Annotated in this window: 21 protein-coding genes, 1 pseudogene and 1 other annotated feature; of the genes and pseudogenes, 11 read left to right on the forward strand and 11 right to left on the reverse strand. The window is 46.0% G+C overall.

Features of this window, described 5'->3' with window-relative positions:
• Positions 1-134 precede the first annotated feature (134 nt).
• From GCWU000342_RS04300 to GCWU000342_RS04345, 10 genes and pseudogenes are all read left to right on the forward strand, one after another.
• The gene (locus tag GCWU000342_RS04300) at positions 135-566 is read left to right on the forward strand and encodes a helix-turn-helix domain-containing protein (RefSeq protein WP_006906061.1); all 432 of its coding nucleotides are present in this window, start codon (positions 135-137) and stop codon (positions 564-566) included.
• A gap of 135 nt (positions 567-701) precedes the next feature.
• On the forward strand, positions 702-1,673 hold the full coding sequence (locus tag GCWU000342_RS04305; RefSeq protein WP_045000298.1) for an Abi family protein: 972 nt from the start codon (positions 702-704) through the stop codon (positions 1,671-1,673).
• Between the two features lie 10 nt (positions 1,674-1,683).
• Positions 1,684-1,917 (forward strand): hypothetical protein, encoded by a 234-nt coding sequence (locus GCWU000342_RS04310; protein WP_006906063.1) that lies wholly within the window; start codon positions 1,684-1,686, stop codon positions 1,915-1,917.
• An 11-nt stretch (positions 1,918-1,928) separates the two neighbouring features.
• Positions 1,929-2,195, forward strand: a complete 267-nt coding sequence (locus tag GCWU000342_RS04315; protein WP_006906064.1) for a DUF4177 domain-containing protein — start codon at positions 1,929-1,931, stop codon at positions 2,193-2,195.
• A 221-nt stretch (positions 2,196-2,416) separates the two neighbouring features.
• The gene (locus GCWU000342_RS04320; RefSeq protein ID WP_045000091.1) at positions 2,417-3,412 is read left to right on the forward strand and encodes an IS30 family transposase; all 996 of its coding nucleotides are present in this window, start codon (positions 2,417-2,419) and stop codon (positions 3,410-3,412) included.
• Between the two features lie 41 nt (positions 3,413-3,453).
• On the forward strand, positions 3,454-3,774 hold the full coding sequence (locus GCWU000342_RS04325) for a DUF3847 domain-containing protein (RefSeq protein ID WP_045000300.1): 321 nt from the start codon (positions 3,454-3,456) through the stop codon (positions 3,772-3,774).
• 239 nt (positions 3,775-4,013) lie between these two features.
• Positions 4,014-5,474, forward strand: a complete 1,461-nt coding sequence (mobQ, locus tag GCWU000342_RS04330) for a MobQ family relaxase (RefSeq protein ID WP_006906067.1) — start codon at positions 4,014-4,016, stop codon at positions 5,472-5,474.
• A 61-nt stretch (positions 5,475-5,535) separates the two neighbouring features.
• The gene (locus GCWU000342_RS04335; RefSeq protein ID WP_045000302.1) at positions 5,536-5,955 is read left to right on the forward strand and encodes a nuclear transport factor 2 family protein; all 420 of its coding nucleotides are present in this window, start codon (positions 5,536-5,538) and stop codon (positions 5,953-5,955) included.
• A gap of 12 nt (positions 5,956-5,967) precedes the next feature.
• A pseudogene (locus tag GCWU000342_RS04340) lies at positions 5,968-6,584 on the forward strand (SAP domain-containing protein).
• Between the two features lie 108 nt (positions 6,585-6,692).
• A complete protein-coding gene (locus tag GCWU000342_RS04345) occupies positions 6,693-6,857 on the forward strand; it encodes a transposon-encoded TnpW family protein (RefSeq protein ID WP_006906070.1) in 165 nt (54 codons plus the stop codon).
• Between the two features lie 410 nt (positions 6,858-7,267).
• Here the strand turns inward: GCWU000342_RS04345 and GCWU000342_RS04350 are convergent, their stop codons facing one another.
• The 5 genes from GCWU000342_RS04350 to GCWU000342_RS04370 all read right to left on the reverse strand — a co-directional run bounded on the left by GCWU000342_RS04350 (position 7,268) and on the right by GCWU000342_RS04370 (position 15,858).
• The gene (locus GCWU000342_RS04350) at positions 7,268-8,578 is read right to left on the reverse strand and encodes a glycoside hydrolase family 1 protein (RefSeq protein WP_045000304.1); all 1,311 of its coding nucleotides are present in this window, start codon (positions 8,576-8,578) and stop codon (positions 7,268-7,270) included.
• Positions 8,579-8,744: 166 nt separating this feature from the next.
• A complete protein-coding gene (locus tag GCWU000342_RS04355; protein ID WP_006906072.1) occupies positions 8,745-11,123 on the reverse strand; it encodes an alpha-L-rhamnosidase in 2,379 nt (792 codons plus the stop codon).
• Complete coding sequence (locus GCWU000342_RS04360; protein ID WP_049921540.1) at positions 11,120-11,986, reverse strand: sugar phosphate isomerase/epimerase family protein; 867 nt, start codon at positions 11,984-11,986, stop codon at positions 11,120-11,122. The genes GCWU000342_RS04355 and GCWU000342_RS04360 overlap by 4 nt, the downstream gene beginning before the upstream one ends.
• 76 nt (positions 11,987-12,062) lie before the next feature.
• Positions 12,063-14,363, reverse strand: coding sequence for a glycoside hydrolase family 2 protein (locus GCWU000342_RS04365; protein WP_006906074.1), 2,301 nt, complete (start codon positions 14,361-14,363; stop codon positions 12,063-12,065).
• A 1-nt stretch (position 14,364) separates the two neighbouring features.
• Positions 14,365-15,858: an MFS transporter gene (locus GCWU000342_RS04370; protein ID WP_045000306.1), complete on the reverse strand. Its 1,494-nt coding sequence runs from the start codon at positions 15,856-15,858 to the stop codon at positions 14,365-14,367.
• A gap of 217 nt (positions 15,859-16,075) precedes the next feature.
• Between GCWU000342_RS04370 and GCWU000342_RS04375 the strand changes: the two genes are divergently transcribed.
• Positions 16,076-17,392 carry a helix-turn-helix transcriptional regulator gene (locus GCWU000342_RS04375; RefSeq protein ID WP_006906076.1) on the forward strand — a complete coding sequence of 439 codons (1,317 nt, stop codon included), beginning with the start codon at positions 16,076-16,078 and terminating at the stop codon, positions 17,390-17,392.
• Between the two features lie 6 nt (positions 17,393-17,398).
• On the opposite strand, the gene GCWU000342_RS04380 is transcribed toward GCWU000342_RS04375, so the two are convergent.
• The 6 genes from GCWU000342_RS04380 to GCWU000342_RS11045 form a co-directional block, all read right to left on the reverse strand.
• Positions 17,399-18,775, reverse strand: a complete 1,377-nt coding sequence (locus GCWU000342_RS04380; RefSeq protein WP_045000308.1) for a TrpB-like pyridoxal phosphate-dependent enzyme — start codon at positions 18,773-18,775, stop codon at positions 17,399-17,401.
• Between the two features lie 193 nt (positions 18,776-18,968).
• Positions 18,969-19,216 (reverse strand) — a binding site (T-box leader).
• Positions 19,217-19,316: 100 nt separating this feature from the next.
• Positions 19,317-22,364: a type III restriction-modification system endonuclease gene (locus GCWU000342_RS04385; protein WP_045000681.1), complete on the reverse strand. Its 3,048-nt coding sequence runs from the start codon at positions 22,362-22,364 to the stop codon at positions 19,317-19,319.
• Complete coding sequence (locus GCWU000342_RS04390) at positions 22,348-23,439, reverse strand: PDDEXK nuclease domain-containing protein (RefSeq protein WP_006906079.1); 1,092 nt, start codon at positions 23,437-23,439, stop codon at positions 22,348-22,350. Before GCWU000342_RS04390 ends, GCWU000342_RS04385 begins: the two co-directional genes overlap by 17 nt.
• 13 nt (positions 23,440-23,452) lie before the next feature.
• The gene (locus GCWU000342_RS04395; protein WP_006906080.1) at positions 23,453-25,318 is read right to left on the reverse strand and encodes a site-specific DNA-methyltransferase; all 1,866 of its coding nucleotides are present in this window, start codon (positions 25,316-25,318) and stop codon (positions 23,453-23,455) included.
• 1 nt (position 25,319) lies between these two features.
• A complete protein-coding gene (locus GCWU000342_RS04400; RefSeq protein WP_006906081.1) occupies positions 25,320-26,444 on the reverse strand; it encodes a hypothetical protein in 1,125 nt (374 codons plus the stop codon).
• Positions 26,441-26,560, reverse strand: coding sequence for a hypothetical protein (locus GCWU000342_RS11045; RefSeq protein ID WP_408640211.1), 120 nt, complete (start codon positions 26,558-26,560; stop codon positions 26,441-26,443). The genes GCWU000342_RS04400 and GCWU000342_RS11045 overlap by 4 nt, the downstream gene beginning before the upstream one ends.
• Positions 26,561-26,618: the final 58 nt, after the last annotated feature.

Raw genomic sequence — 26,618 nt, forward strand, 5'->3', positions numbered from 1 at the left:
TTCTTTGAACTTGATTCGAGTTTAATTCTTTGAACTTCGCTTGTCAACAGAAAAGTTTAATTTTCTTTAACTTTTTATTGCAATGTTTCAGTCGACGAATTAAAATACAGTTATCCAAGCTAGGAGGTTACGACATGAAGAAACAGCTTACCGATGCCGAACGTAAATGCCGTGATCGAATCATTGAACTTATTGAGACGAGATGCGGCGGCAGTCAACAAGTATTTGCAGACAGAGCTAATATAGGAAAGTCTTCTGTGTCTCAATATGTAAATGGAACCAATACCCCCGGAAATGTTACAGCCGGGAAAATTGCATCCGCATTCAACGTCAATCCGGCCTGGATTATGGGATTTGATGCCCCGATGGTCACTGAGCCAGGGAATGAAGAGGATGACTACTACATCAATGAGGAGGCAAGACGCTTAGCCGATGCCATGCATAAGGATCCCCGCTATCAAGTCCTCTTCGACGCCAGCCGCAAGGTCAAGCCGGAGGACATCGAGAAGGTCAAGCGGATGATTGACCTGATGCGTAGCGACTACGATGGGGACGACCCGGCGTGAGGGATTGGAAGCGGCTTGACACTTGTGCCCTAAATGGTATACTAATACCCGAAGCGAATGGCTGGTGACCGGCCACAAAAGAGCTTTGGGCCCAATACCGCCCAAGGCTCTTTTTGTATTTAAGAGGGGACCGATATGCAAAGTCACACAATGTATGAATTAGTTGACAAACAGGTTGAGAAATTAAATAGCCAAGGACTAATCATACATGATTATGACGATTTGAAAAATGATTTGAGAATTTACGGATATTCAAATCTAATAAAAAGCTATCGTGATCCTTATATGCATTTTGACGGGACTACCAAACGGTATCGAAACGGTATAACATACGAGCAAATATGTTCACTCTATCTGATGGATAAGTCCTTAAGAACCTGCATCATGGCCGCAATGCTTGACCTTGAAGAATATATTAAGACTCAGCTTGCAGAGGTTTTATTGTGCTCTTTCGGAGAAAAACAAGAAGATTACCTACAGTTCAAAAATTTCAGAGATCGATCCAAGCCTTATACACCGGATCGTTTTACTTTAGAGGGGGTACTAAATTCCCTAACAGAGGCTTCTCTGTCAGGGAAAAATCCAATCAAATACTATAGAGAAAAGTATGGCAATGTTCCTCCGTGGATTCTGTTGAAAGGTGTATATTTTGGCACGACAATAAATTTAATTAATTCGCTAAAGCCAAAAGAAAGGGACATGTTTGCGTCATCTTTCTATCCACCGGAAGATGAATTCATTCAATCTTTGAGCCGTGCGCAACTCCAATCACTAATGATGGATACACTTTATATTGCTAACGCATATAGGAATTGCGCGGCTCATGGCGGGCGAATTTATGATTTTGATACTTCTAACAGGTTCCATGATAGGAGTTTGTTCACGAAAATCCCAAACCCCCACATACGAGGATTCAATCTGTTCCTTTTCCTACTATGTCATCTGCAATACAGAGAGCCGTATAAATCTATAATGAATACCCTAAATTATGAGTTGAATTTTCATTTAGAGAAATACAGCGAGGATGCAACTTACCTTAGCCAATATCTGGGGGTTGAAATTTTGCTAAAAACTGATCTTGATCACCCTAAATCGAAACCTAAATAAAGAGGACAGTATGGGAGTTATTGAATCAGATGTCAGAGTGGTAGAGCTGGACCTTCCGGAGTCAGTCGCCGGGTACACCATGCGGTCAGCTGACGACTACTACACGATTGTACTCAACAGCCGGCTGAATGCGTCCCGAAATCTGGCCACATACAGTCATGAGATGGCGCACATCATGAGGGAGGACTTCTCTTCTTCCGCTGATGCCGGACTGATCGAGATATATGCACACAATGAGTTATAAAGGAGGTAACTATGGGATTGTTTAATGCGGATATGATTCCAGGAAAAGCTGCAGGGTCTAAAAGTGATAAATATGTTGTGCTACAGGTGATCCTTACAGAAAAGTTAATCGGTACAGGATCCGGAATAAGCAGCCTATCAAATTTGCAGAAGGTCATCAATGATCAAGCAGCCAAAGGGTATCGATTACACACCATCACAACGGCCTCATCCGGCTCCAAGGGTTTTCTTGGCGGCGATAAGATTCAAGCCACTATGGTGTTTGAAAGACTAGATTAGTATAACAAAAGCCCCCTGGTTAGCGCCAGAGGGCAGAACTCCGTGAAGTGAATCACTAAGTCCTCAGCAAACATAGTGTAACACTTCTCGGAGCACCTGAAAATTAAACAGGTGTTCTTTTTGTACGCTTGAATATACACTCTAAGTGCAACAATTAAAAAATGACTCATAGCCTTGGTATAATGGTGTTTGCTAAGACATCCAAAATCCAAGGAGGAACTATGAGTCATTACAAACATCTTACACCAATTGAGAGAGAAAAGATATTTCTTCTCCACTCTCAGAATAAAACATTGACCTATATAGCCAAGACTATTCATCGTGATAAGTCAACAGTCTCCAGAGAAATAGCTCGCAACAGCTATAAGGGAGCTTATTCACCAAGTGTAGCTCATACTAAATATTTGAAACGTCGTACCAACTGCAAACCTAAACTCAAACTCTCTAATCCTAAAATATTCAAATATGTTAGAGATAAGTTTCTAAAATTAAAATGGTCACCTGAACAAATATGTGGTCGGCTAAAACTGGAGAAATCCGAGCGATATATCAGTTATGCAACAATATATCGTGCTATATATTCTGGAATGTTTGACACTGACAAGGAACGTGCTTCGAATGGTAATCGTGGTGCCATCCGCAAACTTCGTCATCGTGGGAAATCACGACATGCACAATGGTACATTGAAAAACGCGGGAAAATTCCAATCAGCAACAATATTTCAGATAGACCTAAGGAAGCTAATAACCGAATCCGCATAGGAGATTGGGAAGCCGATACGGTTATTGGCAAGAGAGGCGGGGCTTGCCTTGTTACTCTGGTTGACAGAAAGAGTCGTTTTCTTCTAAGTTCTAAAGCCAAGAAGAAAGATTCTGTGTCTGTAAGAGATACTATGATTTCCTGTCTTACAGGGCAACCTTGTCACTCAATTACACCTGATCGAGGCATGGAATTTGCGAAACACGCTGAAATTTCCCTTGCACTCGAAAAGGTTAAATTTTATTTTCCGCTGCCACATCATCCTTGGCAACGAGGAACAAATGAAAATACAAATGGACTTCTTAGAGAGTATTTTCCTAAGAGTTACGACCTTGATGATGTGACAGAAGAATATATACAAAGCAAAGTGGATGAAATGAACAAACGACCACGAAAATGCCTTGGATTCAAAACACCCTATGAAGTCTATCATTCAATCGTGTTGCACTTAGCTTGACAATTCAAGTGCTCAAAATTAGAAAGAAAGGAAAAGACAAAATGAAAAACATAGAAGAAAAAATTTTAATGGCAGATGAAGAAATCAAGCAGTTACAAAACAAAAGAAAAAAACTCATCAGCCAACAGAAACAGGAAGAAAGAAAAAAGAGGGATAAAAGAATATATGAAAAGGGAGCAGTCTTTGAAAGTATATTTACAGAAAGCAAGAACTTAACCAAAGATGAATTTTATCAGCTAATCACATCACTAATTCATAAAGAAGAAGCTAATCTCAAAATACAAAAAATCATAGAGAAAAGAGAACAAATAGAAAATCAATATATAGAAAACCAAGATGAAGAAACAGAGATAGAAGAATAGTCCCTTGTTTACAAGGGTGCACTTATACACCCTAAAGGGTGTGTGCGTTCTCCGAAGGCTCTTAGCAGAGAGCATATCAGCTAAAGCTGATACAGGGGAGGTACACTCCCCTACGGAAATAAATTTCCTACCCCTTATGTACTTCCCAAAAGAAATCGGATAAAAGTTATCCGATTTTTTTAGGAAGTCTTATCCATCGCCACCATACCCATATCAGAAAAGAGAGGAGGTTTTCTCTTATGGCGATATATCATCTTTGCATAAAGATTATCTCAAGAAGTAAAGGCAAAAGTGCAGTAGCAGCTTCCGCTTATCGAAGTGGCGAAACAATAAAAAATGAGTATGACGGAATAGTACATGACTTTACAAGAAAAGGCGGAATAACCCATACAGAAATTTTATTGCCGCAAAACGCACCACAGGAATTTTCAGACAGAGGAACATTATGGAATAGCGTCGAGAGAATAGAAAAAAGTAAAAATTCTCAGCTTGCAAGAGAAATAGAAATTGCCCTACCAAAAGAATTAGACAATGAAAAACAAATTGAACTTGTACAAGAATATGTAAAAGAAAATTTTGTAAAAGTCGGTATGTGTGCCGATATTGCCTTACACGATAAAAATGACGGAAATCCACACGCTCATATCTTACTTACTATGCGACCGCTAAACGAAGATAAAACATGGGGAGCAAAATCAAAAAAAGAATATATCCTTGACAACAACGGGGAAAAGATAAAACTCAAAAACGATAATTACAAGACAAAGAAAATTGACACAGTTGATTGGAACGAACAAGATAAAGCGGAACAATGGCGAAAAGCATGGGCAGACATTGCAAACAAATATTTGGAAGAAAACAGCATACAGGAAAAAGTCGACCACCGTTCTTATCAAAGACAGGGGATAGAGCAAATACCTACCATTCATTTAGGAGTATCAGCAAGTCAAATGGAAAAGAAAGGCATAGCTACCGACAGAGGAAATATCAACCGAGAAATCAAACATCAGAATAAGCTATTAAGAGAAATTGCACGAAGAATAAAAGTATTGCTAAATTGGATAAGGGGAATTGGAAAAGAAGAAAAAGTAGAAAATGAAAATATAAAGTCTACCCTCCCAACCAAAGAAAATCTGTTATCAGTTTTGGAAAATCTTATCCGTAAAAACGCAGATAAGAATAATGCAGACTTAGAGAAATATATTGAAAGTTATCAGCTACTCAAAGAGAAAAACATTACAAGTATCAATCAATTAAAAGATAGCATTACCGATTTACGAGATAAGAATTATAAGACCACAAGAGCCTTAAAAGATACCGAGAAAAAGATTGATGAAAAAACACAACTCATAGACCAATCAGAAAAATATTTGAAGTACAAGGATACCTACAAAGCCTATACTAAGTTAAAGAAAAACAAACAGGAAGATTTTTATAATGAGCATACGGCAGAACTTATTTTATTTGAAAGTGCAAAGAAACATCTCAAAGAACATTTAGGAGAAAGTAAGACCTTAGCCATCAGTAAATGGAAATCAGAACTTAACACTTTGAAGAAAGATAAAAAGAGCCTTTACAATCAAATATTGGAGGTACGAGAAGAAGTTGAACAGGCTGAAAAAGTTAAAACCTGTATAGAGCAGTTACAGGAGCATTCAAAGGAACTATCACAGGTAAAGAGAAATGAATTAGACATATAAAACCAATTGAAAAAATGGTATAATTATAAATAGTTATTTGATTTTGGAGGAGCTTAAATTTATGAATGAAAGAGAGAAAATCATTCGTTTATGGTTTGATATGTGGCTTACACAACAAGACTTAGGGATAGATGAAATTTTTTCTGATGATGTAATTTATATTGAGAGTTGGTGTCCTAAGTATGAAAACCGTCAAACAGTAAAGCACTGGTTTAACGAGTGGAATACAAGAGGAATAGTGCTTGCGTGGGATATAAAGCAATTTTTTCATAAGGATAATCAAACTATTGTAGAATGGCACTTCAAAAATAAAATGAATGAGGGGAAAGTTGAAGAATTTGACGGTATTTCTTTGATTGTTTGGACAGCCGATAATAAGATAAAAGCATTAAAAGAGTTTGGCTGTAATTGCAATAACTACAATCCTTATAAAGAGAGTAAAAGTCCATTATTTAGAGATGAAAAAGTAAATTGGTTTTGAGGAGATGAAATATTGATAGAAAGTAGACCGGAGTTTGATAAAATTACATCGTTTGATGAGTTTAATAAATACTATTGGTATCGTGAAGAACTTTCGCAGATATGCAAGTCATTAGAATTAGAATATAAAGGTACAAAACAGGAACTCAATTATATTATTGAACAGTACTTTAAGGGTAATTTGATTAAAAAGTCATCAACAAAAAATGAAAAGAAACAAGTAAATACTATTACTTTAGACACGCCATTACTTAAATGTAGGTTCTCTTTTAACATGCAATTTAGAGAATATTTTTCAATTTTGACAGATGTTTCACCATTTAAATTTACTGCTGATATGGCTACTGCTTGGAGAAAAGTAAAAAGAGAAAATGATTTGAGTTTTACAATTCAAGACATGCTGAAAGTTTATTACGGAAAATCAGATTATGCCAAGTATGATAATTCAGTTTGTCAATGGAATCAATTTTTAAAGGATTTCTGTGCAGACGAAAATAGTCGCAACTATTCAAACAAACTAAAAGTAGCTTCCATTCTTTGGAAAGAAGTTAGAAGTTCAAGAAATGAAAAAATTTATTCAAATAATCTTTTGACTGATATGCAGGTAAAATAAAAGAGTATTGCAAGTAAGATATTCTCAGATTGCTAAACTAACAATTTTATAAAAATTAACACAGGAACAGTAAATCAAAAAAGGTTTACTGTTTTTTCTTTGCCTAAAAACGGAAAGGAGGACTTATGGAAGAAGAAAAAAGAGAAGTAAAAGCACCACCTAATAAACAGTTAATTATGGATATTGGAAAGACAAAATACACTGTAAACCTACATTTCAAGCAAGGAACAGGCGAAACATACAAAGATAAAATACTAAAACTAATCAAGAGAGAAACAGAAAATATATAAATTTGTCAAAAAATTTTGTTTATGTCCTTGACAAATCTTCCCGAATGGTTCAATTGTTCTTTAAAAAAACACATTTAAGACATAATATATTAAAAAAGCACCAAAATCAAATGTTATGATTTCGGCGTTGACTACATATTTTCTCTAAAATACCTTCTGAGCCTTCAGGATACCATCCGCAAAATCTGGTTCCGCACCACAATCCCTCTCTAAAAAGAAACGGCTCTCACTGTAACAATACCGGCCGCCCGCGATCGGGCAGATCTCACTCCCTGCTCACGCAGGCGCTTGAACATCAGGCGGCTGTCATCATAGAGCACTTCGGACTTGGAGGCAAAGAGATAAATCGGGGTACAGCCTGTGAAGAATCCCGTCCTTTACACATGAAACTGATATATTCCGAACGACCTCTAACTGCGGAGAGATCCGAGATAGGCAAGGCTTTCCTTAGGATGTCTGGCAAAACCATTCTCCCGGTCCACAGCAATCAGTCCGAAGGTCATGGCGAAGCCTCTCTGCCACTCAAAATTGTCCAGAAGGCTCCAGTAGAAATATCCCTTCACCGGCAGGCCCCTGGCGATACATGCGGCGACACTCTCTGTCGCGCGGTCAATATAGACACGGCGGACCGCATCATCCTCCGTGGCGATTCCGTTCTCTGTGACAATCAGATCTCCATGAAATTTCTCTGCCACCCTGGCAAGAACATTGCCGATTGCCTTCGGATAGTTCTCATAGCCCATCTGTGTAAAGGAAACCGCGTCCCTCGCATCCACACTTCCGCTCTCGTCGAAGCACTTTCTGGTGTAGCACTGACATCCCAGGAAATCATCCTCCTCAATAAAGGGAAGATAGTGTAGGAATTCATCTGCCCACTCGGTCTCGGCATAGGCTTCGCCTCCCGGATAGGCCTGCAGATCGTGCAGGGAAAGGGTCAGTCCCACCTTGATCTCAGGCGCAAGCTCTCGAATAACCTTCTTTGCCGCCAAATGTGCCTTCATGACAATCAGATCTCCTGCAGTGCTTCCCGGTGAGACGAAAGTCGCCAGCTTTCTTGGATCCTGAAAACCGAATGCGGCAGCGCTGTCCATTGCGGCGGCCATCATGTCCGACTGCATGTTGATGCCGACCTGTACATCCCCCGCCTTCTTCTGCATGCTCTCCGCCTTCTCCTTATTGGTCATGGCCGCATGCTGCATCCGCTGCATCATGTCCTTCATAAGCGCCTCCAGCTGGATACGCATATTGGCTTCATTAATGGTGCAGATATACCTGACTTTACCGGCAAGAGCGGGCAGTACATAGCGCACATAGCGTTCAAAGCAGCCAACCGTCTTCTCATCCTCCCAGCCGCCCCGTCGGATCAGCCAGGCAGGAGAACTGAAATGGTGCAGAGTTACAACCGGTTCTACTCCCTGGGCCAGACAGAAGTCAACCATCTCAATATAGTGGCCAAGCTCTTCCTGATCAAAACTTCCCTCCTCCGGCTCAATGCGAGCCCACTCAATGCTGAAACGATAGGCGTTCAATCCCGCTTCCTTTAAGAGCAGAATATCCTCCTGATAGCGATTATAGTGATCTACCGCCGCCCCTGAGGGCTCCGAGAACTGGGAGTGCTTTAAATGCTCCTGTATCCAGTAATCACTGTGAATGTTGTTCCCCTCCACCTGATGGGCCGCTGTTGCAGCACCCAGAAGAAATTTCTCAGAAAATCGCGCCATTTGCTCCTCCTTCTCACCTGATTCAAAACAATCGAATTCTTGCGCCGCAATCCTTTCATTGCCATGAACCATCTGCTGTCTCTATTCCATACAGAATACATCCTTATGTTTCAGGATCTTTCCCGCTGCTCTGACTCTGAAAAAGACCCTCTCCCGACAGACCGGATCACCCCTGTCCTGCCAGGATCTCCCTTCGCTCATAACTTCCGGCTGCCAGTGTCTCTGTGGCTCCAGACGGGAAAATCACCTCTGTCTCTGCGGGAACTGTCACCGCAAGGAATAGTGCTTTCCGCCGTCCAGATCCAGTTCCCTCTATATCTCCTGACAGGACAGTCCTTTCCCGATCTCCTGTATCCCTGATCTCCCAGGTTACCCGGATCTCTCCCCGCGGACTCCGATAACTCCCGCTCACCTTACCCAGACGCTCATCGACAATCGGACGGATCCGAATTTGCTCAAAGCCCGGCGCCTTGGGCTGAATTCCCAGAATATACTCGTAATAGAAGCGTCCCACACTGCCGAAGGCATAGTGATTGAAGGAGACCATATTACCACCGGACATCTTGGTCTCATTAACGCTTCCGTCCGGCATAAGCCCGTCCCAGCGCTCCCAGATGGAGGTCGCCCCTGCTTTGACCTCATACATCCATCCCGGACATTTCTCAGACAAAAGCAGATCATAGGCCAGCTTTTCCTCTCCTCCTTCTGCCAGCAGGGGCAGAAGATACTGGGTTGCGTAGAAGCCGGTTCCAATCCCCTCTTCTCTCAGCTTCTTAACCAGAGTCTGAAAGACTTTCCCATAGAGTTCCGCATCCCTGTCTGTCTTCTCTTCTGGCAGGAGACTTCCCAGATCACCCAGAACGAGAGAAAGTGCCATGACATAAGCCCCCTGGTAGTCATCCTTCATCTGTCCGTTCTTTTTGATGAAGGCCTGAATATAGGCCTCCCTGCTATCCCTGTATTGTTTTCCGTAATGGTCGGCGTCCTCTTTTTTCCCCAGCCTTTTGGCCAGTGCAGATAAAATCCGAAGGTCATTGATCAAAAAGGCATTGGAGACCGGCCCATTATGCATAGCCATATAAGCCGTATCCCTACCCAGGGCCAGCCAGTCCCCCAGGTTTGGGGCAATCCACAGATTCTTCTTGCCCAGCAAGCCGCCCATATGAGATATCTCACAGTCCACATGAGCCCTGATGCTGTCATACTGTTCCCTTAAAGCTGCCTCGTCCCCGTACAGATCAGCGATCAGCTGGGGGAGAATGGTCACTGCATTGCCCCAACCCAGCATATTCATAAATCCGATCTTGCCGGGCCCGTCCGCCGGAACCACCGGGGAGACATACTTCTCTGCATGATCCATCTGCGTGTAACGGATATCCCGCAGGAATTTTTCCAAAAAGATCTTCGTATTAAAATTATACATGCCGGTGCGGGCAAATGCCTGACCATCCCCCGTATATCCCTCTCTCTCGTCCCGCTGGGGGCAGTCCGTGGGGACCTCAATGTAATTGCTCTTCTGACTCCACAGCTGATTTTGGTAGAGGCGGTCGACCAGAGGATTCCGACAGGTGAATCTTCCCGTCCGTTCCATATCCGTATACACTGCAAAGGCGGTCAGAAGCCCCTCCCGGTAAGGACATCCCGTCAACTCCACATAGCGAAAACCCATGTAAGTAAATCTGGGAAGATATGGTCTCGTCTCCCCTCCCTTATAATAGACCGTTTCCTGCTTTGCCTTGCGCAGATTGGCCGTGTAGAGAGTCCCCTCCGCTGTCAGCAGTTCCCCGTGGCGCAGAGTGATCTTGGCCCCATCCGGCTGACCGCTCAAATAGCGCGGATCAATCCGGATCTGCCCGGCGAAATTCTGTCCGAAATCCAGAATGGTCACCTCCTGCCCGGCCTCATTTTCCCCATGAGAAATAACTGTGGGCAGCGGCATCTCCTCCTGACGTCTGGTCCGTGCAAGGGGAGCATCCAGATTCCCGGGAAGCGTCTGCTTTGAGGCAATTACCTTCCAGGAGGCCGGCCTGTGACGACCATGTGCATGGTAGATCTCTCCATCGTATAAGCCCGCATATTCATAGGGGCTCTCTTCTCCCACAACCGTATCCGGCGTACTGGAAAACACATCCTTGCTTCCGTCCTCATACACCAGCTCCAGGATCCAGGCTGCCGCGGCGTGACTGCCGTAGATCTGCGTCTTATTCTCAAAGGTAAATCTCCCGCAGTACCAGCCCTGGCCCAGATAGACGCGCAGGCTGACAGTCTCTGAATCCGCCTGCTGAAAGAGGTCTGTCAGATCATATTCATTGACCTGCAGTTCTCTCGGATAATAAGTAAAACCGGGGGCAAAGAGAATATCTCCAATCTTCTCTCCGTTGAGTTCGGCTTCATAGACGCCCAGCGCCGTGATCGCAAGTTTTGCCTGCATAAGCTGCCTGTCTGCAGCAGGCCTGATCTCCTGGACAAAGACGTCCACCTGCCCCTCCACATAAGGAGTATCCGACTGGATCAGGCACTCGCAAAGTTCCTTCCAATCACTCATAAAATTCCTTTCTCTTCTGATTTTCTCTTTGCCTCGGCAGCCGTCTCTCCCAGATGGGTCTCCAGCCAGGCTCCACTGACCTGCAGGGATGAGATGGCATTCTTGTTCACCCATCCGTCATGCTGCTCTAGAATCACCGCCTGACAGGCATTCTCTTTTGCCTGTGCCAGAATTTTTCCTAGAGGCATATTCCCCTGTCCCAACTCCATCTCTCCGGATCTGCGGATAGATGCGGTGGCGCCTGCCGGTCTCGTTCCCCGGTCACACAGGTGCAGCAGATGCTGTCTTCTGCCCAGCTTCTCCATCCAGACCAGGGGATCGGCCCCTGTCTCCGCGGGCCAGTAAGCGTCGAATTCGAATGAAACCAGCGCTGGGTCTGTCTCTGCAATGATCCGATCATAGGCAACCATCCCGGCGTGATCTTTCTCCTCTGCTTTGCAGGAATTCTCCCTGATTCGGACAAATTCACAGTTATGATTGTGATAAAGGAAGTCATAGCCCCGATCTGCAGCTGTCTGTCCGACCCGGTTGAGACGGGCAATCAGGTCTGTTAAGGCCACATCGTCCGAATAGTCGAAATGATACATTCCAGTCAGCACAATCCGCCTCGTCCCATAAGAGGCGGCCTCCTTCAAGACATCCTCCAGATTCTTCTCCAGCGTTCCCAGATCACTGTGCAGGGCGATGACAGAGAGTCCACTCTCAGCCAGCATCTCTTTCCAGGGAAGGTTCCCGCCAGCTCCCATGGCCATACCGGACAGTCTTGTAAAGAGCCGTATGGTCGCAGGCAGCTTATGGGTCATAAAGCGGTTCAACTCGATTCCTGCAAAACCGGCCTCCTTCACCGCTCTCAAGGCAGACATAGCCTCCTCTTCTGTCTTCACATTACTTCACAGCTGTACCTGCTGTATTCCTCTTTGCATCCGCCACTTCCTTAACTCAAGATTTCTTCTTTGGAATTCCCTGCAGGACACGATTTAACTGCTTCACCGCTTCCTCACCAACTCCGCCCTGCTTCAGGAGAGAAACCATAGTCATCCGCCCCAGCATCTTCTGTAAAGCGGGGTTATCCTTGACACTGTCCGCCACATCTCCCCGGCTGGCAGAAGCCTGCTCCATCATGGTATTGACGACAGCCCCTGCCTGCGGATCCTCGCGGATCTCGCCCAGCTTATCCCAAACGGACCAGAAATCCGGATCGATTTCTTCCGCATCGAACCAGTTATCAACCGATCCGAGAGAAGAATTGAAGATATAGTCTGCATCCTTCCCATCCACCTTATGAATCCGCATCCCGTCTACCGTCGGCTGGCCACAAGCTGCTCCGCCTTCAATGTCTCCGAATCCTCTGGCTGCAATCCACTGGCTCCCGACATTGGGGATAACAAAGTGAAAAACAGTATTTCCCCTTTGCTCAGCGACCTTGTTCCCATTCACATAGAGCGCAACCCGGGGTTGGTTGGAATAAACCGTAATCTTCGTCTCATCGCTCTCGCGATTCTCGTATTTTTTGCCACAGAGATGCACAAAAGGTTCCCTCTTGTTCCAGGCTGCCTTGTAAAGGTAGAAGGCATCCTTTCGATAGCTTCGGTCAAAGGTCACCAGCCCCTTCTGGTTCTCTCCGTGCCTGCCGCCCTCATCACGTCCATCGGCGGCAAAGTCAAAGAGGTTCCAGACATGGGTCGCCCAGAGCCAGGGACGTGCCTGGATCATCGCCAGATTGTGTTCGTGATAGAGAGCCTGATATCCCTCCGTATAATCGCTTCTGACGGGATCTTCCGCCTGGTAAGCCGGGTTGGCATCCGCGCCGTACTCGGAATATCCGATTGCCATCTGCGGATGGTCCTGGTGAAATGCATCGAAGAAATGATCCGCCTCTTCCAGCTCTCCCACGTACCAGCCGAAGTAAAGATTGTAGCTGTTGACATCCGGCACCTCAAGCAGGGGAGAATCGGTCTCTAACATGAAGACATTAGCCATCGTCGTCTTTCTGGTCGGATCCATGGCATGGGCTAAGTTATTTAAGGCCCTGTGATTATCCAGCAGTTCTTCATTCACGGCACTTGCCACCGTTATCTCATTGGACAGACCCCAGACAGCAATAGAGGCGTGGTTGTAATTCTGGGCAATCAGTTCCCGCATCATCTGCAGGGTACACTCCCGGCCCTTTGGCATGAACATGGTAATAAAAGGAATCTCAGCCCAGACCACAATTCCCTCACGGTCGCACAGGTCATAGAAGTACTGGGCGTGCTGATAGTGAGCCAGCCGCAGGGTATTGGCTCCAATCTCCCTGACGAAGGCCATATTCTGATCCAGGACTGCTTTTGTAATGGCATTGCCCATTCCCTTGACGTCCTGATGCATAGAGACACCTCGCAGTGGATAGGGATGGCCATTTAAGAGAAAGCCCTTCTGCGGATCAATATCAAAAGTTCGGCAGCCGAACTTTTCAGAAAGGGTCTCATCCGCAAGAGCCGCCACAACCGTATATAAATAGGGATCTTTGATTCCCTCCCAGCGGCGGGCATTTTCAATCCTCACCGTGCAGATCGCGTGTCCGCTCTCATCCGTTCTGACTTCCTCTTTCAGAATCGCCTGTCCCTCTCCATCCATAATCTGAAAGCGGACTTTCTGACCAAAAGCCGCAGATGTTCCCTGTTTAACCCAGGTCTCCAGAGTCACATCCGCGTATCCCAGGTCCAGATCCAGCAGGGGAGTGACCTTCAATCCGCAGGAGCCGAAATAGTCCCGGTCGAAGTGAACCAGAGGCAGGCTAAGAACCCTCACTGCCCGATAGAGACCGCCGTAGAAAGTAAAATCAGCCTGCTGCGGATAGACGCGGTCACTGTCCCCATTCTCGCAGGAAACAACGATTTCCAGTGTCTCTGTCTTCAGAAGCTCCTCCGTGATATCAATTCGAAAAGTCGAAAAGCCATTCTCATGATGGCATTTGCACGCCCCATTGACATAGACCTCCGCCGTATAGGCCGCCCCCTCAAATTCCAGGTAGACGCGGCCATTCTCGTATAACGGTATTTCTTCAGCCTGCAGGGCGCGCACGTACCAGCACTTGCCGCGATAATAATCATTGCCGCCATCCTGTCCGTCAACCGCATTCCAGGTATGCGGAAGGCTGACCGTCTCAGCCTCTGGCATGACTGCTCTGATCGCCGCATCCTGTGCTGAGGAAGCGAACTTAATGAATTTCCAATTCTCACAAATATCTACAGACGACATATCAATTCCTCCCTGCTGCTCCCACTGCGTTTCTTTTAGCCAGCGCCGCTCTCTTATCTGCAATATCCTTCTGAATCTGAACCATAGAAGCCTTGTCCAGCTTGCAGAAATGCATGGCGATCAAAGTGCAGACCCAACCAAGCATCGACAGACCATAGCGAAGGATAATACACATCCACAAAACAGAAGAGGTCAGTTTATCTCCCGGCTGAGGCATTACAGTCGTATACCCGATCACGGCTACTCCGCCTGCCGCAATCGCAGCGCTGAAGGAAGATACGATCTTGTCAATCAGACTGTATGTTCCTGTCACAACCGCTGGAATATACTTTCCGCTGCGATTCAGTTCATAGTCAATGATATCTGCCATAAATGCCGTATTGGCCATCGTAACACACATCTTAGACCCATTTCCCAGCAGATCCAGAGCAAGATACAGAATCATCGGAATGCTCATCATGACAGCAATCCGGCGCGTATCGCTCAGCGCAAGAAAAACAATCATCAGAGCCGTCACCGCCAGGCAGATCTTGGCCCAGGTGACGGTCGCCTCCTTATTGCCATGCTTGCCCGCATATTTGGCCCCGAAGAATCCAAAGATAATAGAGGGGAGCATACTGACAACTCCCAGCATGGTGGACATGCTCATATTGCCAATCACAATACCGAACATCAGCGTGCTGACAATCGCCTGCGAGGAAGTCTGCTGGGCGATCTTATCGGACGCTGCCGCCGCAATATAGCATTTGAGCGGATTGTTATGAGCTAAAACCTCAGCCATGTCGCGAAGCTTCAGCTTTTCTCTCTTCTCTGTCAGCCCGGCGAAATTCTCCGGGATATCAATCTTGCGAACCGAGAGGCAAACCGCCACCATCCCAAGAAAGGTAACCGCCAGGCACACATAGCAGGCTGCCGCCAGGAAAGCCTGATTGTATTTCCCTCCAAATTTTGGCAGGAGAACAACATTTAAGACCACCATCAGAGCCATGGGCACCACATACTGGAAGGCCGCCTGCCAGACGCCGATCATGGGCCGCTGTTTGGGGTCATTGGAGAGCAGAGCCGGTATGGTCTGCACTGTCATGTTGACGCAGGTATAGCCGACTACATAGAGCATATACAAAAGAATAAAAATTGGGATTCCATGACCTTTGCCGGATGCAAAGTTGAACAGAAAAAGCAGGGCAAAAGCCTCAATACACCAGCCACAAATAACTAGCACACGGATTTTCCCGTATCTGGTATTGACCCGGTCATAGACAAATGCCATAAGCGGATCTGTAATCGCGTCAAAAATACGGGTGAAGGTCAGAATATAGCCAACCGTCAGCGTTGCAATTCCATAGCCGATGTTGGCGGAATAACTGGCCAGTCCGACCAGGGAATAGACCCCCATACTCATCAGGGCATTCATGGCAAACAAAATCACCTGTGCTGTCCTGGCCCTTCGATAGACCGGTCTCTTTTCTCCTTCTGCCTGTAATACTTCACTCATTGCTTTTCCTCCCTCATTTCTTGAAAATATCTTTGCTCTCATCAGGAGCATCCCTGCGGACGGCTCGATGTCATCTTCAAATAGATTATAGAAAGGCAATTCATAGACTACGTTCTAAAATTCGCTATAATGTTATTATATTCGTCAAAATTAATTTGGCGGTTTACCCAAAACTCAGCTCTGTTTTTTGTATATTCTGTCTGGTTCGGAGGCAATCATGAATGATCCCCTTCTGGCAAAAATTTCCTTCTTCAACGATATGGTTCAGGCAAGTTATCCCGCTTCTCTCTGGTCTTATGACGATCAGCTGGAAGAAGAAAATGCCCTCACACCAAACGCAGTTCTCCGTCCCCGCTATTTCTCAGACGAGTACATTCTCAGTCAGCTCCTTCTTCGCAAAAGCCAGGGACAGCTGTCCCCCCTGATCCTGGAGTACCGCGTCGGCATTCGATGGATCGCCGCCTTTGAGCCGCTTTCACCTGCACCGGAGAATCCAACAAGGACGCAGACGGACTCCTCCCCCTCTTCACAGACCGCCGTCAACCGCATCTGGTTTCTAGGTCCTTATCTCAGCGGGAATCTCTCGACGCACCTCCTGCGTAAGGGACTCCAGTCCTATGACCTGTCTCCCCATATCCAGCGGCAAATGCTGACTGCCTTCGATGAGATTCCCTCCGTCTCCCAGGATGCCCTCTTTACCCTAGCCATCCAGCTTCACCGTCTCCTGACGCATCAGACTCTTCCCCCCACTTCTATCCGCATCCTGTCTGCCGGCAAGCAATATTCTCCTAAGGCTTCCCGGAAGGCTTCTGAGAAGGAACTCCTGACACAAATGGTTCTGGGAGAGGCCAGATCCTCCTATCAGACCAGTCACAGCGGAATCCGCCAGAGTGAGCTTCTTCTGCTGGACAGCATTCGAAACGGGAATCTTGATTACAAGCAGCTTCTGTCCCACAGTATGCGCCTCAGCAGCGGGATCAAATCCATGAATGTTCCTCCCTTACGGCTTGCGCAAGACAACGGGATCACCCTGTTGGCTCTGGTCAGCCGGGCCGCAATTGAGGGTGGACTCCCGGCAGATATTGCCTACGATATGAATGACCGTTATCTGGACAGTCTGGAACAAAGCCAGGATATTGAAGAAGTTCAGGCGGCGATCTTCGATTTCCTGGATGACTTTGTGCAGCGGATCTATCTGATCCGAAACTCTGCCGGGATCTCCCATGAAATCCTGGAAGTATGTCATTATATTGAAGCCCATCTCTCATCTGTCCTGACTGCTGCGAATCTTGCCCCCATATCCGGCTACAGCCCTTACTATTTCTCCGATAAATTCCAGCGGGAAATGAAGATCCCTCTGAGTGCCTATATCCGTGAGAAAAGACTGGCAAGAGCCGCCCGTATGCTCAAAGAAACAACCGCCGCCGTCACAGAAGTGGCGGCAGCGGTCGGAATGGAAAGCCGAAGCTATTTTTCCGTTTCTTTCAAGCGAAAGTATGGGATGTCACCGGCTCACTATCGAAAAACAAGATAAGAGATCTTACAGGTCAAATGCCGGAATCGACGCGAAACCTCTCTGCAGATCCTCATCGGTTGGAATATAGTCTGCCATCTTCCCGTCATTATAGGATTCGTATGCCTTCATATCAAAATAGCCGGTGCCTGTCAGGCCAAATACGATATTTTTCTCTTCTCCTGTCTCTTTGCAGCGAAGCGCCTCATTGATCGCCGCGCGGATGGCATGGCTGGACTCCGGCGCCGGAAGAATTCCCTCCGTACGGGCAAAGAGCTCTGCGGCCTCAAATACAGAAGTCTGCTCAACGGAGACCGCCCTCATATATCCGTCATGATAGAGCTGAGACAGAACGGGACTCATTCCATGATAGCGCAGTCCCCCCGCATGATTGGGGGATGGAATGAAATCATGCCCCAAAGTATACATCTTGGCAATCGGTGTCACCATACCGGTGTCACAGAAATCATAGACATATCTGCCCCGGGTCAGCGACGGACAGGAAGCCGGCTCGACTGCGACAATATCATAATCCGCCTCTCCTCGCAGCTTCTCTCCCACAAAGGGAGCAATCAATCCGCCCAGGTTCGATCCGCCGCCCGCGCAGCCAATGATCACATCCGGCTTGACACCCAACTTGTCCAGTGCCGCCTTGGTCTCCAGACCAATGATACTCTGATGAAGCACGACCTGATTTAAGACAGATCCCAGCACATAGCGATAACCCTCAGACTGAACCGCAACCTCAACAGCTTCAGAAATTGCGCAGCCAAGAGAGCCGCTTGTCCCCGGATGATCTGCAAGGATCTTCCTCCCTACTTCCGTCAGATCAGAGGGGGATGGAATAACGCTTGCGCCATAGGTCCGCATGACCTCTCTTCGGAAGGGCTTCTGCTCATAGGAGACCTTGACCATATATACCTTGCAGTCAAGGCCAAAGAAAGCGCATGCCATCGAGAGAGCTGTCCCCCACTGGCCCGCTCCGGTTTCTGTTGTAACCCCTTTCAGTCCCTGCTTCTTGGCATAATAAGCCTGGGCGATTGCGGAATTCAGCTTATGACTGCCGGATGTGTTGTTTCCCTCGAATTTATAGAAAATATGCGCCGGCGTATCCAGAGCCTTCTCCAGAAATTCAGCGTGAACCAGCGGCGACGGGCGATACATCTTATAGAAATGATAGATTTCATCCGGAATGGCAATCTCTCGATCCGTGTTATTTAACTCCTGCTCAGCTAATTCCCGGCAGAAGACACCGGAGAGCTCATCAGCAGTCATGGGCTTTAATGTGCCCGGATTCAAAAGGGGCGCCGGCTTATTCTTCATGTCGGCACGCAGGTTATACCATGCCTTAGGGATCTCATTTTCTTCCAGATAGGTCTTGTAGGGTGTCTTGCTCCTTGCCATTGTGTCTCCTTTCCTCGATCTGCTATCAGATCGAATGCCGGACATCTGCGTCCGCAAACCTGTGTCATACCGCGTGAACGGATGCAGGGGATCGATGAGAATCCACAGGCATTTTATAACCATGAGTCTTCCGCGGAGCAAAGCACACAACAGGTATCAAATGATTATAAAAAAGCCCTCGTCCACTACGATACGTAGGGACAAGAGCCTGTACTCCTGCGGTGCCACCCTATTTGACGCGAATCCTTCGCGCCCACTCATGCATACGAACATATGCGGGATCTTGATCACGGAGATCCTGCTCCGTCTCACCTACTGAGTTACCCGTTCGGCTCGCCCTCAGAAGCCCATTCAGAATACAATTCCTGTCGCCATCACACCATCGGCGGCTCTCTTGAAAGAATCGAGGCATTCCTACTATTTCTTCCTCACTGGTTTGTCGCTTACTATATCCTTTGATCTCGAGATTGTCAACATATATTCATCATTCCGTGTTACTAATAAGTTACGCAGGCATTTTTTGCTCAATCGTTGCCATTTTTTACTTTGTCACCAAATCCAACAGGCTCTGATAGCTGTCTACCACATCGTAAACAACATCTCCGTTACTGATTGCCTTAAAGTGCTCTCTGGCACAGTGAATCTTTGATTCCTCGATTAGTCTAAGCTGCATTGAATTCATTGAGCCCTTTGTTTCCGCAACAAAGTATATATGCTTCACTGTGCCTTCATAGAACGCAATCGCCCAGTCAGGGTTATAGTGCCCAACCGGTGTGGAGATATAGAATCCATCCGGGAGCTTCACATATACCGCCACATTGGTATTCGTATCCAGCTCTGTTGCAAACTTCTGCTCGTTGCTGGAATCGTATACGATATGGTCATACAGATGCTTCTTCGCCTTCATGGCATTCACACCAAGACGTCCCTTGATGGTCGGATCAGTAAATACATCGGTGCCGTAATGGTCATCCATGACATCATATGTAATGTGCTCAATGATTGCCGTTGCCTTTTCATCATTGATAAGGGCTGCCGCCTTGATAATGAACTCTTCAGGGTTATCCTTAAACTGACCAAATACACTCGGCTGAATACCCTTCAAAATCTGAACGACTGCCTTGCGTGTAAGCCCTGTCTCTTCCACGAACTTTCCAATCAAGTCATATTTCACATTGGAGCTGGCAGTAATGGTGTGGCCATAGCTTACAGACTCTTCCCTCAAAAAAGAAACTCCGGATATAAGCTCTTCCTTGGATTTAATCTTCTCCATGATTCCAGTTTCCACCTTGAAGATGATTTTAGATACACGAAGTTTCCGATCCAGGGACTGAATCGCCTTATGAATCAGCTCATCGGTATCGAAGTCAACCACATAGGTGGATTTGGCATTAATTTTCGCCCACAATGCTTTAAATTCCGGCATAGTAAGCTTGTTTTCATCCACATGCAGCTCCACATTATTACTGCGCGCGTTTTCAGGCATCATGGACTTTCCGTCATAAATGGAGTCAATGATTTCAATGACAGAAGCAGACGAATCTGCCACTTCCTCCGCAATCTTGATTTCATTGTTGGCCTTATCGGCATAGTATTTATCCGTGAGATTACCTTTCCTGTCAATGTAGCCGTTCACGATCAAATCGAAATGAATAGCTCTTGCGGTATCCTGATCCACAACCTGCTCATTGCCCTTATCGTCTTCAATCACCTTGCCTACAAACAGGTCTGCTGTAACAGCACGGGGACGATCCGCCACTGCCTCTGCGATTTCCGTCTGCAAGCCCTTAGCAAAGCTGTCATAGCTTTCGCTGGCGACAACGGTCAGCACATTGACATTCTGTACATCTTCACCCAGCACATTAGTGTCCATGCGCTCACCGTCCTGATTGACGCACAGACGCAGGCCGCGACCTACCTCCTGACGCTTGCGTACTTCACTGCTGCTCTGCTTCAAAGTACAGATCTGGAATACATTCGGATTATCCCAACCTTCCCGCAGGGCAGAATGGGAGAAGATAAAACGAACCGGAGAGCGCTTCGGATCGCGATCCAGCAGCAGCTCCTTGTTCTTCATAATCAGCTCATAGGCATCTACATCATCCGTCGTGGTTTGCTTACGTCCCACCTTGGAGTCAATCATCTTACCCTTTTTGTCGATGGAAAAATATCCGGCATGGGTCTTCTCAGCGGGAATCGCATGCAAATACTTGATATAGTCATCCTCGCCAATACCGATCTGCAAATTGCCGATAATATCGTTATACTCTTCCACAAACATCTGCGCGTATATGCCATCTGTTCCCTGACCGGCTTCATCATAGAGGCGATATTTTGCCACCTCATCAATAAAGAACAACGACAGCACCTTGATGCCCTTGTAAAATAACTCTCGCTCCCTCTGGATATGGGACAAAATCGTTTCTCGAATCTGAATGCGACGCAGTTGATCCTCGCTGACCTTGCCGATGACATCACCGGCATAGATTTTGATACCGTTCAAAAATTCCACGGAATCATCCCGGCCGTCGATGCGAGATACCACAAAGTTCTGCTTATACTCCTCCATGTTGCCGGAATTATCATACAGATTGAATCCCTCGGAAACAGTGCGAGTAACCTTACGGGTACCGCTTGCTCCCTTAACATCAAACTGAATTGTTGCCGTAGGCGCAGCTTTCGAGAGGTTAATGTTCTCCAAATAAATGTAGCTCTCCGTGGCTGTGCTTCCGGATTCAGAGATACCCTTCACCGCGATTTTCTTTACCAGCCGTTTATTGTAGGCTTCCATAGCGTCCAGACGGTAGACCATGTTGTAGATACTGTCGCTTTTATGGGTTGCGGAATAACGCAGAGTCAGCAGGGGATTGAACTGCTTCAGGTTCTCCTTGGTTTGCTTACCCTCTACGGACTGAGGTTCATCAATAATCAGAATCGGATTCGTCTTGGCTATGATATCAATCGGACGGCGGGAACGGAACTCATCCAGCCTCATGCTGATGCGTCTTGCGTCCTTACCTCTGGCATTGAAGGCCTGAGAGTTGATAATCATGGCACAGATGGAATTATCCGATGCAAATCGGTCAATTTCCGTCAGCTGAGCAGAGTTATAGACGAAGAACCGTACCTTCTTGCTATATTCCTCAGCAAAGTGCTCCTGCGTCACCTGAAAGGACTTGTAAACTCCCTCGCGGATAGCGATACTCGGCACAACCACGATGAACTTACTCCAGCCGTAATGCTTGTTCAGCTCATACATGGTCTTGATGTAAGTATAGGTCTTGCCGACACCAGTCTCCATCTCAATGGTCAGGTTGAAGTGACCTTCCAGTTTAGGTGATGGCTTCAGCTGGTTCGTCCGCTGTACCTTCTGCAAATTTTCCAGAATGATGCGATCAGAAAGCTCCGGTACGATCTTGTGGTTGCTCCAACCGGTGAAATCCTCCTCATCGGTCAATGACTGCTGATAATAGCCGTTGCCTCTGTCCATCATGTAGGAGGGTGTCAGATACGGCTGTCCGGCAAAGACATCCACCACAGCCTTGGCGGCATCAGCCTGAAATTTCTGATGTTTAAATCGCAGTCTCATCGTCTTCGTCTCCATTCTCATCCGACAGCTGTTCTTCCAGCAGCTTTTGCAGAGCTTCCTTACTCGGCAAGACAGTCTCATATTTGCTTGCAAAAATCTGCGTATTGTCCTCCGGCAGGGTCATTTCCACAACGGCATTGTTCTTGTCTCTACACAGCACAATTCCGATTGTAGAGTTCTCATCCGGCAATTTTACCTTTCGGTCATAGTAGTGGACATACATCTGCATCTGCCCGATATCCTGATGCTTCAATTCGCCGATTTTCAAATCGAACAGCACAAAGCAACGCAGCAGGCGATTATAAAAAACCAGATCCACCATAAAATGCTCTTCGTCAAAGGTGAACCGAACCTGTCTGCCGATGAATGCAAAACCAGTACCAAGCTCCAGCAAAAACTTCTGCAAATTGTCGATAATGCGGCTCTCCAGCTCGCTCTCGGAGTATTCCGGCAGTTCCTTTAAACCGAGAAATTCCAACACATATGGGTCTTTGACGGCATCTTTTGCGGTCTCAACCTTCTGCCCTTCCAGTGCCAGGCGATAAGCCTTATCCTTATCGGTACTAAGGGCAATGCGCTCATAGAGCGAACTATTGTATTGCCGTTTCATTTCCGTGAGACTCCAGTCATTTTTAACAGATTCAATTTCGTAAAAATGCCGTTCATCCATATTATCCATCCGCATGAGCTTGAGGTAATGCGACCAGCTCAAATAAAATTTCCTGCCGGTGCTGACTGCTGGAAGGTTCTCGAATTGGCTAAACACTGTTTCGCTAATTTGATCTGTGGAATAAACCCTGTAAAACTGACGGATGTTTTTCAAATTTGCAACTGAAAAACCCTTTCCGAATTTCTCAGTAAGGTATTTTGACAATTCCTGCAAAATTTGTTTTCCATAAGCAGCTCTGTTCTGACCGTGCTGTTCCTCTTCAACGATCATTCTGCCGATTTCGTAGTAGGCATAAACCATAGCAAGATTAACGGCAGATTTTGCTTTCTTTCTGGCCTGTGCCAACACTTCGGAAACACTCTCAAGGAAGTTTTGGTTAATCGGGGAGATTTCGTTTTTGCTCATATTCTTCCCCTCCTTACAGTACTTTCACAGAAGTATCCGGTGTCAGCTCCTTAAAAATCTGTGTCACATTGATTTTTGCCGGACTGCTGGTAAAGCTGCTGTCGCGGAATACCGCACGCAGCGGTTGACGCTTCGCAATCGTCTTAATGACGCTGTCCGGGATATTCTCGTCAAAGCAGGCAATCAGGTCGCCATCATTGTAGTTGTGTACCGTGCAACCCTCGATGTCCTCGGACTGATACGGCAGAGACAGCGGCAAGCCCCACTCCAACAGGCAGCCAAACAGCAGATCAAGGTCAGTGCGGTCTTCCTTGATGTTGCTTTCCAGCAGGTCGAGAACATTCTGCTCGTAATCCGCAGGGGCGTAATATACATCCTTCATATTGGTATCATCCAACTTTAGGACACGGAAACCGCCGTCAAACTTTGCATCCGGGTGTTCCTCGGCAATTTTCCTGGCTGCGCGGCGGATGCGCTCCTTGCCGATTTCGCAGATGTTGGAGTAACCTGCCTTGTACGCTGTTCCATTTATATCAGTTTCTTCAGGTAATTGAACGGCTACAAATTTACAGTGCTTGCTGTTTTCGGCATTATATTGCATAAGCGCATGTGCTGTAGTGCCTGAACCAGAGAAGAAATCCAGAACCACAGAATCACCTTTCAAGTTCGCTAAAGTCAGTAATCTTATCAAAAGACGAACAGGTTTTGGACCATCAAATACCCCGGCATCCATAATATTGGTTACTTCTTTTGCGCCTTCCTGGCTATGCCCCACATCCTTGTAGAACATAATAGATGTCGGTGCCATGCCATCATATTTCAACTCCATCAGAAATCTTTTTATACAAGGTACACTGTTACCGTCTGCACCAAAATAAATTCTATTATCCTGGAGTCTCTCTAAAAATGCATTTTTAGAGAGACTCCAGCAGCGACCTGCTGGAGGCTCTATTACTCGCCCCGATGGGGCGGTAATAGGATAGTCACAAGACGCTGTATAGGTTTTTACTGACATATCACTCGGCTTCCAAACTCCTCGTGGATCATTGTCAGGATTTTGGTAACGTGCATTTGCTTCAACAGTTCTTGGCAATCTTCCAATTACGAACCGTGTTATGTTCTTTGCATACATTAGAACATAATCATGGCTGTTTGATATAAACTTTGCATCATTTTTAGGAGCATATGCTCTTTCCCATACCAACTGTGCCACAAAGTTTTGCCCGCCAAACACCTCACTGCAACACTTTTTTAAATTTTCCTGCTCGTTATCATCAATGCTGATAAAAATAACGCCATCATCAGTAAGCAGATTTCTCGCCAACATCAGACGAGAATAAATCATGCTGCACCAATCCGAATGAAAACGTCCATTGGTGTCTGTGTTCTTGAACATACGGTTGCCGTCTTCATCGTACACACCACTATCCTCATCATAGTCTGCCACAGACTGCTTGAAATCATCCCGATAGATGAAGTCATTTCCCGTGTTGTACGGCGGATCAATATAGATCATCTTTACCTTGCTGAGATAGCTCTCCTGCAAGAGTTTTAGCACTTCCAGGTTATCGCCCTCGATATAGAGGTTTTCCGTGCTGTCCCAGTTGACACTCTCCTCCTTGCAGGGGCGCAGGGTCTTGCGGATGGGTTTGTTTGCCTCCACGATGGCAGCCTTTTTTCCCACCCAGGTGAACTCATAGGCTTCATCACCCTCAAGCACATCGCCGGACAGCATCTGCCGCAGCAGGTCAAAATTGATGGCTTTTTTCGGCTTACCGCTCTCGTCCTTAGTCTCGGTTATGCAGTTCGGGAACAACGCCCCGATTTTTTCTATATTCTGTGCGGTCATATCAATGGATTCCATATGCATTTTGTCCATGTTAGTTTTCCTCCTCTAGTGGCTTCAGTCTCAGCAAAAAATCTGTAAACAGGATTGCATTCAGTGCTGCTTTTCTTGTTGGATATGTTTCATAAAAACTGTGTGCTGCACTATGTCTCCCAGGCACATCTGCAATCGTTTCTTCCAGAGAATTGCAGTCATACATGATAAAGTCATCGTAATATGACTTGAATATCTCCAAATAATTGTTCTGCGAGGCAAGCGTTGAAAAATATTCCTTGGTCTTGCTTATTCTTTTTCGCCCATTGTCATGAGCCTTTCTGTATATAATTCCTTCCCATTGAGTGCTTAGAACAATAACAGTAATAGCGTACTCTTTCCGATGATAGGCCTGAACTGCCTGATGGAGAATTCTCATCAAATATTCCGGCAAATCAAGTCCGCGCCATTCTTTTTTCATTCCTTCAATGACAGGCTTTGTATAGTATCCATAGATTGCACGATCAATCTTTTTTACTCGATTGTTGCTTTTGCGCGTACTCCCGACGATATCAATCACATCGAATGTCAACTTTATATCGGCACACCAAATTGAACCTGGGAACCAGTGCGCATAATACATCTCAGAGAGATATATTCTTTTGATTTTATCTGGCTTAATCTCTGGCAGTGAGAAAGCCCGCAGGCTCTCAAACAATGGCGAAAAATCCAAAGATTGAATCCATTTAATCACCGGGGAATCATATACCGCTGCTACAGAATCGTACATTCTCTGTGCAGCCAATACACTTGTTCGTAACGCATCACTTTCAATCAGGGATTTCAACCCCACAACCATAGGACTATAGTCAAAATCAATATAGAGTCGTGGTATGTTTGCGAAATTCTGAATTATTTGCTGCACAGTCGGATTATGAATTTCATTGTAAAAATTTCGTTGAGCAGCAACGATTGGTTCTGTCATCTTTGTTATAGAACAAAGAGTTTCCTGCATTTTTTGTATAGCCTCTGGCTGTTGAAATAAAGGCTGATAAGCAGAATACAGTTTGTTGCTCATTCCGATACTCTTAAACAACAACGATGGTAATGCCGATACCGCTTCTTCATTATCTTCAATCTTTTCCAGAGGCTCATTATTCTTTGATTCATCGTGGGTATCGTTCAATGAAGTCCCTCCCAGTCTATTCTCAGCTTCTTAATCTCAGTCTTCAGCTCCATCTTCCGATTGAGTTGCTTCTCTTTCTTCATTTTTGCTTCCAGTACAGCAATCTGCTTTTCCAGCTACTCTCGTTGTTTCTGCTGTTCGACGCTTTCCTTTAGCGTTGTATCTTCGCCGCCG

The organism is Shuttleworthella satelles DSM 14600 (assembly GCF_000160115.1).
GTDB lineage: Bacteria > Bacillota > Clostridia > Lachnospirales > Lachnospiraceae > Shuttleworthia > Shuttleworthia satelles.

Excerpts from the sequence above, each read along its gene's own strand:
- GCWU000342_RS04310 (WP_006906063.1), top strand. The coding sequence starts at position 1,684 with ATGGGAGTTATTGAATCAGATGTCAGAGTGGTAGAGCTGGACCTTCCG.
- GCWU000342_RS04345 (WP_006906070.1), top strand. The coding sequence starts at position 6,693 with ATGGAAGAAGAAAAAAGAGAAGTAAAAGCACCACCTAATAAACAGTTA.
- GCWU000342_RS04370 (WP_045000306.1), bottom strand. The coding sequence starts at position 15,858 with ATGAGTGAAGTATTACAGGCAGAAGGAGAAAAGAGACCGGTCTATCGA.
- GCWU000342_RS04355 (WP_006906072.1), bottom strand. The coding sequence starts at position 11,123 with ATGAGTGATTGGAAGGAACTTTGCGAGTGCCTGATCCAGTCGGATACT.
- GCWU000342_RS04360 (WP_049921540.1), bottom strand. The coding sequence starts at position 11,986 with ATGTCTGCCTTGAGAGCGGTGAAGGAGGCCGGTTTTGCAGGAATCGAG.
- GCWU000342_RS04305 (WP_045000298.1), top strand. The coding sequence starts at position 702 with ATGCAAAGTCACACAATGTATGAATTAGTTGACAAACAGGTTGAGAAA.
- GCWU000342_RS04325 (WP_045000300.1), top strand. The coding sequence starts at position 3,454 with ATGAAAAACATAGAAGAAAAAATTTTAATGGCAGATGAAGAAATCAAG.
- GCWU000342_RS04390 (WP_006906079.1), bottom strand. The coding sequence starts at position 23,439 with ATGAGCAAAAACGAAATCTCCCCGATTAACCAAAACTTCCTTGAGAGT.
- GCWU000342_RS04380 (WP_045000308.1), bottom strand. The coding sequence starts at position 18,775 with ATGGCAAGGAGCAAGACACCCTACAAGACCTATCTGGAAGAAAATGAG.
- GCWU000342_RS04315 (WP_006906064.1), top strand. The coding sequence starts at position 1,929 with ATGGGATTGTTTAATGCGGATATGATTCCAGGAAAAGCTGCAGGGTCT.
- GCWU000342_RS04385 (WP_045000681.1), bottom strand. The coding sequence starts at position 22,364 with ATGAGACTGCGATTTAAACATCAGAAATTTCAGGCTGATGCCGCCAAG.
- GCWU000342_RS04395 (WP_006906080.1), bottom strand. The coding sequence starts at position 25,318 with ATGGACAAAATGCATATGGAATCCATTGATATGACCGCACAGAATATA.
- GCWU000342_RS04365 (WP_006906074.1), bottom strand. The coding sequence starts at position 14,363 with ATGTCGTCTGTAGATATTTGTGAGAATTGGAAATTCATTAAGTTCGCT.
- GCWU000342_RS04375 (WP_006906076.1), top strand. The coding sequence starts at position 16,076 with ATGAATGATCCCCTTCTGGCAAAAATTTCCTTCTTCAACGATATGGTT.
- mobQ (WP_006906067.1), top strand. The coding sequence starts at position 4,014 with ATGGCGATATATCATCTTTGCATAAAGATTATCTCAAGAAGTAAAGGC.
- GCWU000342_RS04300 (WP_006906061.1), top strand. The coding sequence starts at position 135 with ATGAAGAAACAGCTTACCGATGCCGAACGTAAATGCCGTGATCGAATC.
- GCWU000342_RS04335 (WP_045000302.1), top strand. The coding sequence starts at position 5,536 with ATGAATGAAAGAGAGAAAATCATTCGTTTATGGTTTGATATGTGGCTT.
- GCWU000342_RS04350 (WP_045000304.1), bottom strand. The coding sequence starts at position 8,578 with ATGGCGCGATTTTCTGAGAAATTTCTTCTGGGTGCTGCAACAGCGGCC.
- GCWU000342_RS04320 (WP_045000091.1), top strand. The coding sequence starts at position 2,417 with ATGAGTCATTACAAACATCTTACACCAATTGAGAGAGAAAAGATATTT.